The following is a 13,748-nucleotide window of genomic DNA, read 5'->3' as shown; positions in this document are numbered from 1 at the left end:
CAAAATTGCTTGGCAGCGCACGCTTGTCGATCAGTGTTTAATAACCCGCCTGTGACACACGCCCGCGCATTTCGTTGCAGCTAACGCCAATCAAGTTTGAGAGCACATTTGATAAACGCCTTACGCGATGCCTGGCAGCACTCGCCTACCCATAAACGGGTCTGGGCACTGGCTGCGCCGATGATCCTCTGCAACCTCTCGGTGCCCCTGGTGGCGCTGGTCGACAGTGCGGTGATCGGCCATTTGCCGCACGCCCATCAATTGGCTGCAGTGGCGGTGGGAGCAAGCTTGTACGGCTTATTGGTCGGCAGCGTTGGTTTTCTGCGGATGGGCACCACGGGATTTTCCGCCCAGGCTGCTGGCCGCAGGGACGGCAGCGCGCTGCGCCAGGTGTTGCTACAAGCCTTGTTGTTGGGCGGCGTACTTGCCTTGGCGCTCAGCCTGCTGATGCGCCTGCACAGCGCACCGATATTGGAGCTGATGCAGCCTTCAACGCAGCTCGACGCCCTCGCCCGCAGTTATCTGCATATTCGGCTATTCGGCCTGCCGGGCGCGCTGGCCAGTTATGCCCTGGTCGGCTGGCTACTGGGCACACAAAACGCCCGTGGGCCGTTGTTGATCATGCTTGGCACCAACCTGCTCAATGTTGCCCTGACCCTGCTGTTCGTCCTCGGGCTGGGCTGGGAAGTGGCGGGCGCGGCCTGGGGCTCGGTACTGACTGAATGGAGTGGGGCGCTGCTCGGCCTTTACTTGGCATGCCAGACAATCAAGCGCCAAGCTGGGCGCATCAATTGGCCCGCGCTGCGGCTATGGAGGAACTGGCGACCTTTGCTGGCGGTAAATCGCGATATTTTTATCCGCACCATGGCGCTGCAAGCGGCATTTTTTCTCATCACCGTACAAGGCACCCGCCTAGGTGATGCCACTGTGGCGGCCAACGCTCTACTGATCAATGGACTGATGCTAAGCGCCTTCGCCCTAGACGGGCTGGCCCATGCAGTCGAGGCGCTCGGCGGACATGCGCTGGGAGCGGGGGATCGCCAGGCACTGCGACGCAGCCTACTGGTGGCGGGGGCCTGGTCCCTGCTGGCCAGCCTGGTATTCGCCCTGTTCTTCTGGCTGGGTGGACACTGGTTTATCGGCCTGCAGACCGATATTGCCGCCGTGCGCAGCATGGCCCTGACCTATTTACCCTACCTAGCTCTGTTGCCACTCATCGGCGTCTGGAGCTACTTGCTCGACGGCCTGTTTATCGGCGCAACCCGCGCCCGCGAAATGCGCAACGCCATGCTCCTTGCCCTGCTGCTAAGCCTGCCATTGGCATGGTGGCTGCAGACGCTGGGCAACCACGGGTTGTGGCTGGCCCTGCTGGCTTTTATGGCCCTTCGCGGTCTGTGCCTAGGTGGCTATGCTTATCGTCTGACACGTGCCAATCAATGGTTCGCCCCCAGTCAATCAGGAACACCCCATGCTCAGTCCTGAAATGCCCTGCGATGAAGTGCTGCGCCAGCAGATTCTCGATGATAACGAGCTGGTCGATACCCCGGCCGACGCCTACCTGGACACGCTGGTGCGGGTAGTACGTGAAGTTTTCGGGGTGAAGACCGTGCTGATCAGCCTGATCGACCATGACCGTCAGTGGTTCAAGTCGCGCATCGGCCTGGAGATCACCGAAACCCCACGAACCATCTCCTTTTGTGCTCACGCCATTCTTGGCACTCAACCTTTTATCGTCGAAGACACGCACAACGATCTGCGATTTCACGATAACCCGGTAGTGATCAACAACCCGCAGATTCGCTTCTATGCCGGACAGCCGTTGCTCTCCGAAGAAGGCCAGCCACTGGGTACGCTGTGCATGATCGACCCAGAGCCCCGGCAGCTCACCGCCAAACAATTGCGTCTGTTTGTCGACATGGCTGTGCTGGTGGAGGGTTACCTGAAGCTGCGCCATGTAAGTGCCCAGACGGCAAAACTGCGCGAGGCCCTGAGCCGCGAGCAACGCAAAACCATGCTCGATCCGCTGACACAACTTTGGAACCGTGCCGGCCTGAACCACTTCCTGCTCAAGCAGGAACAACAGGCAGACGAACTCGGCCTACACCTGGGTGTACTGTTCTGCGACCTTGATCATTTCAAACGGATCAACGACCAGTACGGGCATGCCGCAGGTGATCAGGTGCTGTGGGAAACTGCCCGGCGCATCAATGCGGCCGTGCGTCCGCAAGATATCGTCACCCGCAGCGGCGGTGAGGAGTTCGTGGTGCTGCTGCAGGTACACGATGAACAGGAACTGCTGCACATTGCCGAGCGGATTCGCAACACCCTGAGCAAAGAGCCCATTGAACTGGATGAGCAGCAGCTCAGCCTGACCATCAGCATCGGCGCAGCCCTGCGCACGCCTAGTGAGACGCCAAACGAAGCCATGAACCGCGCTGACCAGGCGCTGTATCAGGCCAAAGGCAATGGCCGTAACCGGGTCGAGCTGGCCAGCTGATCACACACCCCAAAGAAAGGACGCAACCATGGGCCAAGCCATTGCCGCCTATCTGCACTACCTGTCGATATTTCTGCTGTTCGCCCTGCTCAGCATCGAGCATGTGCAATTCAAACTACCGCTGGACGTGCGCCGCGCGCGCAGCCTGATCATCACTGACATCGCCTACGGCATCTGCGCCGGCGTGGTGCTGTTTACCGGTCTGGCGCGGGTGCTCTGGTACGGCAAGGGCCTGGACTACTACCTGGGCAACAGCCTGTTTCACGCAAAAGTCGGCCTATTTATCCTGGTCGGGCTGATTTCCGTGGTGCCGACCTTTGTCTTCCTTAACTGGCGCAACAGCCTCAAGGCCGGCGAAGTGCCACAGGTCAGTCCAGCCAAGGCGCGCATGGTGATCATGGTGATTCGCCTGGAACTGTTGCTGCTACTGGTCATCCCATTACTAGCGGTGCTGATGGCACGCGGCTACGGCGTAATCGGCTGACAGCCAGCCGCCAGCCACCTGCCGCGCTGATTTGCCCGCGCGGCATGGCTCTGCTAGTGTCGCGCCGGTTCCGACTCCCCGATCTACCCCGAGATATCCGCCATGGCCGCCCGCAAAAAAGCCGCGCTCGACTTCGAGCAATCCCTGACCGATCTGCAGAACCTGGTCGAGCGTCTGGAAAACGGCGAGCTGTCGCTGGAAGACTCGTTGACGGCCTTCGAGCAAGGCGTGCGCCTGACCCGTGATTGCCAGGCTGCGCTGGCCCAGGCCGAACAGAAAGTGCAAATCCTCATGGAGCGCGACGGCGAGCTTGAGGAAGCCCCCTTCGACGCGGACCAACAGGCATGATTGCGGCCTACCAGAGCAGCTGCCAAAGCCGCGTCGATGCGGCCCTGGAAAATCTCCTGAGCAGCCCACGCCCGGAACTGGAACGCCTCTATGCCGCCATGCGCTACAGCCTGTTCAATGGCGGCAAACGCGTACGCCCGCTGCTGGCCTACGCCGCCTGTGAAGCCCTCGGCGGCGCGCCGGAGCGCGCCAATGCGGCCGCCTGCGCAGTGGAGCTGATTCACGCCTACTCCCTGGTCCACGATGACCTGCCGGCAATGGACGATGACGACCTGCGCCGTGGCCAGCCGACTACCCACATCGCCTTCGATGAAGCCTGCGCGATTCTCGCCGGTGATGGCCTGCAGAGCCTGGCGTTTGAAGTGCTCAGCGATGCCACACACAACCCGCATGACGCCGACCTGCGTCTGGCCATGATCAGCGCCCTGGCGCGCGCCGCTGGCCCGGCCGGCATGGTAGGTGGGCAAGCCATCGACCTCGGCTCAGTGGGCCAGACCCTCGACCAGAACGCCCTGGAAATCATGCACCGGCACAAAACCGGCGCGCTGATCGAAGCCAGCGTACAGCTCGGCGCATTGGCCAGTGGCCGGGCCGATGAACACGCACTAAAAGCCCTGCACATCTACGCCCGCGCCATCGGCCTGGCCTTCCAGGTGCAGGACGACATCCTCGACGTGGAAAGCGACACTGCCACCCTTGGCAAGACGCAGGGCAAAGATCAGGCCCACGACAAACCGACCTACCCGGCCCTGCTCGGCCTTGACGCGGCCAAGGCCTATGCCATGGAACTGCGTGACCAAGCCCTGCATGCACTGCGCCCATTCGATCAGGCTGCAGAGCCGCTGCGCGATCTGGCGCGCTATATCGTCGAGCGGCGCAGCTAACCCAGCGGCACCTTATCACCCGCATCAATAGCCCAACCCTCACCCGCTAAGGCTTGGTTTACCTCGCGCACAGAGCGCCTAAGATGGCTGCAGAATAAAAATCTGGAGCCATCATGCCCATTACGACTGCGCCCTTCGCCGCCCTGCTGATCGCCAACCGGGGCGAAATCGCCATCCGCATCGCCCGCGCAGCCAGTGAGCTGGACATCCGCTCGGTCGCCATCTACGCCGAAGACGATGTTGCCTCCCTGCATGTGCGGCAGGCCGACAGCGCCGTGGCGCTCAAGGGCCGTGGCGTACCGGCTTACCTGGATATGGACCAGCTGATCGCGATTGCCCAGGCGCAGGGCTGCGATGCCGTTCACCCCGGCTATGGTTTTCTCGCGGAGAACGCCGAATTCGCCCGTCGCTGCGAGGCCGTTGGGCTGTGCTTTGTCGGCCCCAGCAGCGAGGTGCTGCAATTGTTTGGCGACAAGGCAGCGGCGCGGGCATTAGCCGAACGCTGCACCGTGCCGCTGGTGGCGGGGATCAATCGGCCGATCAGCCTGGAGGATGCCCATGGCTTTCTCGCTGAACATGGCGCCGTCATGCTCAAGGCCCTGGCGGGTGGCGGTGGTCGCGGCATGCGCCCGGTATTCGCAGCCAGTGAGCTGGATCAGGCCTTTGCCCGCTGCCAGTCCGAATCCCGCGCCGCCTTCGGCAATGATGCGCTGTATATCGAGCAACTGGTGCGCAGCGCCCGGCATATCGAGATTCAAGTACTGGGCGACAGCACGGGTGCGGTCAGCCATCTATGGGAGCGCGACTGCAGCCTGCAACGCCGCCAGCAGAAACTGGTGGAAATCGCCCCCAGCCCGGACCTGCCCGCAGCCACCCGCGAACGGATGATCGCGGCCGCGCTGAAACTGGCCGGCGCAGCGAAGTACCAGGGCCTGGGCACGTTCGAATTTCTGCTGGATGCCGAGCAGCCCGAGCGTTTTTACTTTATGGAAGCCAACCCGCGTATTCAGGTCGAGCACACCGTCACCGAGCAGGTCACCGGCATCGACCTGCTGCATACCCAGCTCAAGCTGGCGGCGGGTCAGTCGCTTGAGCAACTCGGCCTGCTGCAGCCGCCGCCGCTTAATGGCTGCGCCGTACAGCTGCGCATCAACCTGGAAAGCATGAGCAGCGATGGCAGCACCCGCCCAGCCGCCGGCACCCTGACGGCCTACCAGCCGCCCAGCGGTCCCGGCCTGCGCGTAGATGGCTACGGTTACGCCGGCTACCCGGTCAGTCCCAGTTACGACTCACTGCTGGCCAAGCTGATCGCCCATGCGCCGGACTACCCCAGCGCCCTGCGCCGCGCCTACCGCGGCCTGTGCGAATTCCGCCTGGAGGGCGTGGCGAGCAATCTGCACCTGCTGCAGAACCTGCTGCGCCTGCCGCAAGTGGCGAGCTATCAGCTGACCACGCGCTTTGTCGAAAGCCAGCTAAGCGAGCTGCTGGCCGCCAAGCCCCAGGCCCATCCACATCATTTCTTTGCCGGTGCGCAGGCGGCCAGCCAAGACACACAGCAGATACAGGATGCACCACCCGGCTGCGTGCCCCTGCTAACCCAAAGCACCGGCGTGGTGGTCAGCCTGGAGGTGGCCGAAGGCGATGCGGTGGCTGTTGGCCAGAGCATTGCCGTGCTGGAAGCAATGAAGATGGAGTTTGTCGTCACCGCCAGCCACAGCGGCATCGTCCGCCAGTTGGCCGTGCAGGTCGGCAGCGCGCTCAATGAAGGCCAGCCGCTGCTGTTTATCGAACCCGCCGAGGTCGATGCCGCGGCCCGCCAGAGCGAACAGAGCCTGGACCTGGATCATATCCGTGCGGACCTGGCCGAAGTGCTCGAACGCCACGCGCTCCTCACCGATGTACGCCGTCCTGCCGCCGTGGCCAAACGGCGCAAGACGGGTCAACGCACCGTGCGCGAGAACCTGGCGGACCTGCTGGATGAAGGCAGTTTCAGCGAATACGGCGCCCTGGCGATTGCCGCCCAACGGCGGCGCCGCTCGCTAGCCGAGCTGATTGAGCAGAGTCCGGCCGATGGCCTGGTGGCTGGCACCGGCACGGTCAACGCCGAGGCGTTCGGCAGCCAGGCCGCGCGCTGCATGGCCATCGCCTACGACTACACGGTCTTCGCCGGCACCCAGGGCGTGATGAACCACAAAAAGACCGACCGCATGCTCAGCCTGGCCGCGCAGTGGCGCTTGCCGCTGGTGCTGTTTGCCGAAGGTGGCGGCGGCCGGCCGGGTGACACCGATTTTGTCGGCGTGGCCGGGCTGGACTGCCACACCTTTGTCGGCATGGCCAAACTCTCCGGCCTGGTGCCGCTGGTGGGCGTGGTGTCCGGGCGCTGCTTTGCCGGCAACGCCGCCCTGCTCGGCTGCTGCGATGTGATTATCGCCACCGACAACGCCACCATCGGCATGGCCGGCCCGGCGATGATCGAAGGCGGCGGCCTTGGCAGCTTCAAGCCTGAGCAGGTCGGCCCGGTCAGCGTGCAGGGCCCCAATGGCGTCATCGACGTACGGGTGGACGATGAAGCCGCAGCGGTGCAGGTAGCCAAGCAGTACCTGAGCTACTTTCAGGGTGCGCTCAGCGAATGGGACTGCGCCGATCAGCGCGAGCTGCGCCAGCTGATCCCGGAAAACCGTTTGCGCGTGTATGACATCCGCCAAGTGATTGCCACCCTCGCCGACAGGGACAGCGTGCTGGAACTGCGCCGCGAGTTCGCCCCAGGGCTGATCACTGCCTTTATCCGCATCGAAGGCCAACCATTCGGCCTGCTGGCCAACAACCCCGCGCACCTCGGCGGCGCCATCGATGCGGTCGCCGGCGACAAGGCTGCGCGCTTTATGCAGCTGTGCGATGCCTTCGATATTCCGTTGCTGTCGCTGTGCGACACCCCCGGCTTTATGGTCGGCCCGGAGGCGGAGAAACAGGCCACGGTGCGCCATGTCTCACGCATGTTTGTCGCCGCCGCCAGTCTGACCGTGCCGTTTTTCACCGTAGTGCTGCGCAAAGGCTACGGTCTAGGTGCCCAGGCCATGGCGGCCGGCAGTTTCCATTCGCCGCTGTTCACCATAGCCTGGCCCAGCGCCGAATTTGGCGCCATGGGCCTGGAAGGCGCGGTGCGCCTGGGGTTTGCCAAGGAACTGGCCGCCGTCGAAGAACCGGCGGCACGCCAACAGCTGTTCGACAAGCTGGTGGCCAAGGCCTACGAGAATGGCAAGGGCATCAATATGGCCAGTTTCCTGGAGATCGATGCGGTGATTGACCCCGTGGAAACCCGCGCGTGGCTGCTGCGCGGCCTCAACGCCACGCCTAAACCCGCTAAGCGCGAAGGCAAGAAACGCTCAGTCGACACCTGGTAATAACCGTCTGCCCGAACCTTGTTTGGGCACTTTCCGGCGCTTCGGGTAAACTGCCGCATCTTTTGCACCGATAACGATCTGCCTGATGCCGACGACCTTCCACGAGATTCCCCGTGAGCGCCCGCTGACGCCCCTTCTAGACCGCGCCAATACGCCGGACGAGCTGCGCCGTCTGGGTGAAGCCGAACTGGAAATTCTGGCCGACGAGCTGCGCCAGTACCTGCTGTATACCGTTGGGCAGACGGGCGGACATTTTGGTGCGGGCCTGGGCGTGATCGAACTGACCGTGGCCCTGCATTACGTCTTCGATACTCCGGACGACCGCCTGGTGTGGGACGTGGGCCATCAGGCCTACCCGCACAAGATCCTCACCGGCCGCCGCGAACAGATGGGTAGCCTGCGTCAGAAGGACGGCATCGCCGCGTTCCCGCGCCGCTCGGAGAGCGAGTACGACACCTTTGGCGTCGGCCACTCCAGCACCAGCATCAGCGCCGCGCTGGGCATGGCCATCGCCGCGCGCCTGCAGAACAGCAAGCGCAAGGCCGTCGCCGTAATCGGCGACGGTGCCATGACCGCCGGCATGGCCTTCGAGGCCCTGAACCACGCCAGCGACGTGGGGGCCAACATGCTGGTGATCCTCAACGACAACGACATGTCGATCTCCAAGAACGTCGGCGGCCTGTCCAACTACCTGGCCAAGATCATCTCCAGCCGCACCTACTCGAACATGCGCGAAGGCAGCAAAAAGATCCTCTCGCACCTGCCGGGTGCCTGGGAAATCGCGCGCAAGGTCGAAGAACACGCCAAAGGCATGCTGGTGCCCGGCACCCTGTTCGAAGAGCTGGGCTGGAACTATGTCGGCCCCATCGACGGCCACGACCTACCCACCCTGCTCGCCACCCTGCGTAATATGCGCGACCTCGACGGCCCGCAGTTCCTCCATGTGGTGACCAAGAAAGGCAAAGGTTTTGCCCCGGCCGAAGCCGACCCGATTGGCTACCACGCCATTACCAAGTTGGAGCCGATCAACGCGCCGGCCGTTCCCAAACAAACCAGCGGCCCGAAATACTCCAGCGTTTTCGGCCAATGGCTGTGCGACATGGCCGCGACAGATCCGCGCCTGGTCGGTATCACCCCGGCGATGAAGGAAGGCTCGGACCTGGTGGCGTTCAGCGAACGTTATCCCGAGCGCTATTTCGACGTGGCCATCGCCGAACAGCATGCCGTGACCCTGGCGGCCGGCATGGCCTGCGACGGCGCCAAGCCGGTGGTGGCGATCTATTCGACCTTCCTGCAACGCGCCTATGACCAGCTGATCCACGATGTAGCCGTGCAACACCTCGATGTGCTGTTCGCCATCGACCGCGCAGGCCTGGTCGGTGAAGACGGCCCGACCCACGCCGGCAGCTTCGATATCTCCTACCTGCGCTGCATCCCCGGCATGCTGGTGATGACACCCAGCGATGAGAACGAACTGCGCCGTATGCTCACCACCGGTCACCTGTTCAATGGCCCGGCCGCCGTCCGCTATCCGCGCGGCAGCGGTCCGAATGCCGCCATCGAGCCGGGCCTGGAACCGCTGGAAATCGGCAAGGGCACCATTCGACGCCACGGCAAGCAAACCGCACTGCTGGTCTTTGGCGTACAACTGGCCGAAGCCCTCAAGGTCGGCGAAGTACTGGATGCAACGGTGGTCGACATGCGCTTTGTCAAACCGCTGGATGAGGCCTTGGTACGCCAGCTGGCCGCCAGCCACGAGCTGATGGTCACTATCGAAGAAAACAGCGTGATGGGCGGTGCCGGCAGTGCGGTCAGCGAGTTCCTCGCCCACGCTGGCATCCTCAAACCTGTGCTGCACCTGGGCCTGCCGGACTACTACGTCGAGCACGCCAAGCCTGCGCAGATGCTCGCCGAATGTGGATTGGATGCCGCCGGCATCGAGGCCGCCATCCGCGCACGCCTTGCCATGCTTTCTGCATGAGCACCGCTCATCCAGAGCTGAGCCAGGCTTGCTTGTAATTCATTCACCCGCGCATTAAGGTGCGCGGCGTTTTACTTCCGCCAAGGTGCGCCCTTCCACAGTGAAGCGGCGTTAAACGGGAAGCCGGTGCGCTCACGAAGAGCAACCCCGGCGCTGCCCCCGCAACGGTAATCGACCGCAGAGTCGTTCTGCACGTCACCTCAACGCCACTGGGTTATCCCGGGAAGGCGAGGCGGCGCACGTCGAGAGCCCGGAGACCGGCCTTGCTGGATGTGACTGGTGTTGCGGAGGGCATCACCGTCAAGCTCAGGCTGCGCCAGCGCGCCCGTTCTTGCCCCTGCCCTCCTCAAAAGTCGTTTGATCTTTTGAGGATTCTCTACGTGAAATTGTCCCGTCTTGCCTTGGCTGTGGCGCTGATGCCGCTGGCTGCTCATGCAGATCCACTTGAGTTGCAGCCATTGGTTGTGACCTCCGGGCGTCATGCCGAACCGGTCCAGCAAACTACAGCTGCAACCACGGTATTCACCCGCAAGGACATCGAACGCCTGCAAGTGCGCAGCGTGGCAGAGTTACTTGAGCGCGTACCCGGCGTCAGCATCAGCCGCACCGGCGGCGCAGGCAGCCAGACCGGCCTGTTTGTGCGCGGCACCTCAACCGCGCAAACCCTGGTTCTGGTAGACGGGCAACGTATTTCTGCCGCGTCCAGCGGCACCAGCAGCCTGGAGTTCCTCAGTCCTGAGCAGATCGAACGCGTTGAAGTCGTGCGCGGCGCGCGTTCGGCGCTTTATGGCTCCGATGCCATCGGCGGGGTTGTGCAGATTTTCACCCGTCAAGGCAGCGGCGACGGACTCAAGCCCTACGTTCGCCTTGGCGTCGGCAGCAACCAGACCTTCGAGCGTAGCCTTGGCGTGTCCGGCGGCGACGCGCAGACTCGCTTCAACCTGGGTGCTGCACTCGATGAAACCCAAGGGATCGACGCCACGCGTGATAACTTCGGCGCCAACGGCGATGACGATGCCTACCGCAATAAATCACTAAGCCTGAATCTTTCACACCGTTTCAATGACGATCTGACGATCGGTTTCAGTGCCCTCGACCAACGCGGCCAGAGCGAGTTTGAGGACATCTTCGGCACATCACTGCCCACTACGGACTTCCAGTTCAGCAGCCTGTCCAGCTTCATCGATGCCAATGTCAACGATATATGGAATAGCCGCTTGGAAATCGGTCACAGCGAGGACAAGCGCGACACAGGCAATGACCAGCCACAGGCCGGCGCGGGCTCGTTTTACAGCATCAATACCTACCGCGACTCGGCAAATTGGGTGAACACCCTAGCACTCAATGATCGACACCAAGTGCTGCTGGGTGCCGACTGGTATGAGGATCGGGTTACGGGCAGCGAGGACTTTACTGAGGATTCGCGCTGGAACCAGGCAGCATTTATCCAACACCGCTATAAGGCAGAAGGCTTTTCGACAGAACTGGGCCTGCGTCATGATCAGAACCAACAGTTCGGCAGCAAAAACAATTGGAACGCGGCACTGACCGTGCCATTCAACAGCAACAACGACTTGATCCTGTCCTACAGCGAAGGCTTTCGAGCTCCGACTTTCAACGACCTGTACTATCCAGACTTGTGCTTCCCGGGTTTCGGATGCGTTACCAGCGCCAACCCGGAACTCAGCCCGGAAACATCTAAGAGCTATGAAGCACAATGGCGCAGCCGCTATAGCGAAACCGGTGCGCTGGAGCTATCGCTGTACCGTATCGACCTGCAAGACGCGATTGTTCTAGATCAGAATAATATTCCGCAAAACGTCCAGGCCGCTCGAATAAACGGTTTCGAAGCGGTGCTCCAGCAGGAGCTCTACGGCTGGCAGGGTAACCTGACCCTGGCCTTGATCGATCCACGGGATCGCGCCACTGGACATACACTCACCCGCCGCGCCAAACGGACCCTAAGCCTGGATCTGGACCGCCCGTTCGGTGAGTTTGCAGTGGGCGCCAGTTGGCGCGCGGTCAGCGCCCGCTATGACGACGCCGCCAACACACGCGAACTGAGTGGTTACGGCCTGTTTAGCCTGCGCGGCAAATGGCAAGCGAGCGAGGAAGTGGCCTTCGACTTTAAGCTAAACAACCTTTTCGATAAGGACTACGCCGAGGCGACTTACAAGACACCCAACGGACGCTTCGGCTACAACAGAGAGGGCCGCACTGCGCTGTTTGCTGTGACCTGGACACCTTAGCTTTGAGTCAGCCACTATCCGCTCAATAGCGCCCTAAAGAGACCCCGCCTGAGTGCGGGGCTTTTCTTAGCGAGCCTCGCTCAACACCTCACACAACCGCTCCACCGCCCCCAGCATCTGAAAGCTTGGCCGCTCCAGTCCCGCATCCGGCACCAGCCACAGCTGCTTACGCTCAACCGCCGCCACGCCTGGCCAGATGCGCCAGGCGTCCAGCTGGTCTTGCACACCGGCCAGAATCACCTCGGGGTTTGCTTGCAGCACCGCTTCCACACTGACCTGCGGTGCCGGCAAGCTGAGTTCGGCAAAGACATTCTCGGCGCCGCAGATACGCAGGGCATCACTGATAATCTGCTCGCCGCCGATGGTGTACAGCGGCGTATCCCAGACCTGATAGAACAGCCGCAAAGGCTGCTCACGTTGATAGCGCTGACGCAGCACGGTCAGGCCGTTATTGAAGTGCTGTTGCAGCGCCCGGCCCTTATCGAGGCGACCGATACGCGCGCCGATTTCGACGAAGTTCTCCGCCAGATCAGCCAGTTTGCGCGGTTCCACAATCAGCAGTGGAATCCCGATGCGCTCTAGCTGCTGACGTTGCGCACGGCTAATGCTGTCAGGCCAGAGCAGCACCAGGTCAGGCTGCAATTTGAGCACGCTTTCCAGCTCAAGCTGGCCATAGCGGCCCACCGAAGGCAGTTGCGCCACCGCTGCAGGGCGCTCGCCGCCATCCAGCAGACCAACCAAGAGTTCGCCCGCATCCAGCTCCAGCATGATCTCAGTCAGGGACGGAGCCAGGGTGACCACCCGCTCGACGGCTGCTGCGGGTAACGCCAGCAACAGCAGCAAACAGAGAGTGGCAGCGCGCATCAGCCGAGTTGGCGTGGAATACGATAGAGGTACAGCAAAACGATGCTGGAAATCGCGAGAAGGATCAGCGGGATCGCTTCCAGACCGGCGAAGACTGCGATAGCGGCAACCCAGGCTGGCAACGCTGCGCCGAGAAAGGCCAGGCGGCGTACACGCGCCAGTTCCAGCCAGGCATCGTGTTCAGCGGCAGTGTCGAGCGCTTGTTCCGTAGCCACCAGCGCGCGCTTGTAGCCACTGAACAGCGGCAGGCTAACAAACATTGAGGCCAGGCCGGCGATAAACAGCGGCATGGTCAGCAGACCGGTTTTCTGTTCGGCGCCAAACAGCAGATTGAGCACGAACAATGGCGCCAGGGTCACGGCCAGTTGCCGCCACCACTCAAGCGCCAGTCGACGGCGCACCTGGCCGCGCGTCACAGGCTTTCCTCAACCTCGCCCTGGTGCAGGCTGCCGAGCATATGCCCGAGTTTGCCGGCCTTGGTCGCGAGATACTTTTGGTTGTGCGGGTTGTGGTCGATCTGCAACGGCACACGGGTCGCCACATTGATGCCCATGTCGCCCAGCGCCTTGACCTTGCGCGGGTTGTTAGTCATCAGCTTGAGCTGGCTAATACCCAGGTGATCGAGCATCGGCAAGCAGATGGCGTAGTCACGCTGGTCCGCGCCAAAGCCCAAGCGCTCATTGGCTTCTACGGTATCAGCGCCGCCATCCTGTAGCTCATAGGCGCGGATCTTGTTCAGCAGGCCGATGCCACGGCCTTCCTGACGCAGGTAGAGCAGAACGCCACGGCCTTCATGGGCAATCGCACGCAGCGCCGCTTCGAGCTGGAATCCGCAGTCGCAACGCAAGCTGAACAGGGCATCGCCCGTCAGGCATTCGGAGTGCAAACGGCCCAGTACGGGCGCGCCATCGGCCACATCACCAAAGGTCAGGGCTACATGTTCCTTGCCTGTGGCCTCTTCGAGGAAGCCATGCATGGTGAACACGCCAAAAGGCGTAGGCAACTGGGAGGCGGCGACAAACACTACGGACACCGGATGC

11 protein-coding genes and 1 riboswitch are annotated in these 13,748 nt (G+C 62.4%); of the genes, 8 read left to right on the top strand and 3 right to left on the bottom strand.

Features of this window, described 5'->3' with window-relative positions; genetic code table 11:
* Positions 1 to 111 precede the first annotated feature (111 nt).
* From HBN63_RS16615 to HBN63_RS16580, 8 genes are all read left to right on the top strand, one after another.
* Positions 112 to 1,482 (top strand): MATE family efflux transporter, encoded by a 1,371-nt coding sequence (locus HBN63_RS16615; RefSeq protein ID WP_170050193.1) that lies wholly within the window; start codon positions 112 to 114, stop codon positions 1,480 to 1,482.
* Positions 1,469 to 2,497, top strand: coding sequence for a sensor domain-containing diguanylate cyclase (locus HBN63_RS16610; protein ID WP_090255700.1), 1,029 nt, complete (start codon positions 1,469 to 1,471; stop codon positions 2,495 to 2,497). Before HBN63_RS16615 ends, HBN63_RS16610 begins: the two co-directional genes overlap by 14 nt.
* A 28-nt stretch (positions 2,498 to 2,525) precedes the next feature.
* Positions 2,526 to 2,981, top strand: a complete 456-nt coding sequence (locus HBN63_RS16605) for a DUF2214 family protein (RefSeq protein WP_170050167.1) — start codon at positions 2,526 to 2,528, stop codon at positions 2,979 to 2,981.
* A 102-nt stretch (positions 2,982 to 3,083) separates the two neighbouring features.
* Positions 3,084 to 3,329 (top strand): exodeoxyribonuclease VII small subunit, encoded by a 246-nt coding sequence (locus HBN63_RS16600; protein WP_090255704.1) that lies wholly within the window; start codon positions 3,084 to 3,086, stop codon positions 3,327 to 3,329.
* Positions 3,326 to 4,213 (top strand): (2E,6E)-farnesyl diphosphate synthase, encoded by an 888-nt coding sequence (ispA, locus tag HBN63_RS16595; RefSeq protein ID WP_170050166.1) that lies wholly within the window; start codon positions 3,326 to 3,328, stop codon positions 4,211 to 4,213. Before HBN63_RS16600 ends, ispA begins: the two co-directional genes overlap by 4 nt.
* Positions 4,214 to 4,326: 113 nt before the next feature.
* Entirely contained in the window at positions 4,327 to 7,614 is a 3,288-nt protein-coding gene (locus tag HBN63_RS16590) for a carboxyl transferase domain-containing protein (protein ID WP_170050165.1), read from the top strand.
* Between the two features lie 85 nt (positions 7,615 to 7,699).
* Positions 7,700 to 9,595: a 1-deoxy-D-xylulose-5-phosphate synthase gene (gene dxs / locus HBN63_RS16585; protein WP_170050164.1), complete on the top strand. Its 1,896-nt coding sequence runs from the start codon at positions 7,700 to 7,702 to the stop codon at positions 9,593 to 9,595.
* Positions 9,596 to 9,661: 66 nt separating this feature from the next.
* A riboswitch (cobalamin riboswitch) is annotated at positions 9,662 to 9,876 on the top strand.
* A 99-nt stretch (positions 9,877 to 9,975) separates the two neighbouring features.
* Positions 9,976 to 11,844, top strand: coding sequence for a TonB-dependent receptor (locus HBN63_RS16580; protein WP_170050163.1), 1,869 nt, complete (start codon positions 9,976 to 9,978; stop codon positions 11,842 to 11,844).
* A 66-nt stretch (positions 11,845 to 11,910) separates the two neighbouring features.
* On the opposite strand, the gene HBN63_RS16575 is transcribed toward HBN63_RS16580, so the two are convergent.
* Genes HBN63_RS16575 through ribA form a run of 3 tightly spaced genes read right to left on the bottom strand, consistent with a single transcriptional unit; the run spans position 11,911 to position 13,741 of the window.
* Positions 11,911 to 12,708, bottom strand: a complete 798-nt coding sequence (locus HBN63_RS16575) for a cobalamin-binding protein (protein WP_170050162.1) — start codon at positions 12,706 to 12,708, stop codon at positions 11,911 to 11,913.
* Complete coding sequence (locus HBN63_RS16570; RefSeq protein WP_090255718.1) at positions 12,708 to 13,124, bottom strand: MFS transporter; 417 nt, start codon at positions 13,122 to 13,124, stop codon at positions 12,708 to 12,710. Before HBN63_RS16570 ends, HBN63_RS16575 begins: the two co-directional genes overlap by 1 nt.
* Complete coding sequence (ribA, locus tag HBN63_RS16565) at positions 13,121 to 13,741, bottom strand: GTP cyclohydrolase II (protein ID WP_090255721.1); 621 nt, start codon at positions 13,739 to 13,741, stop codon at positions 13,121 to 13,123. The genes HBN63_RS16570 and ribA overlap by 4 nt, the downstream gene beginning before the upstream one ends.
* Between the last annotated feature and the right edge of the window lie 7 nt (positions 13,742 to 13,748).

It is taken from the genome of Pseudomonas sp. WS 5011 (genome assembly GCF_012985775.1).
GTDB classification, from domain to species: domain Bacteria; phylum Pseudomonadota; class Gammaproteobacteria; order Pseudomonadales; family Pseudomonadaceae; genus Aquipseudomonas; species Aquipseudomonas peli.
This window is presented reverse-complemented; position numbering and strand designations above follow the sequence as displayed.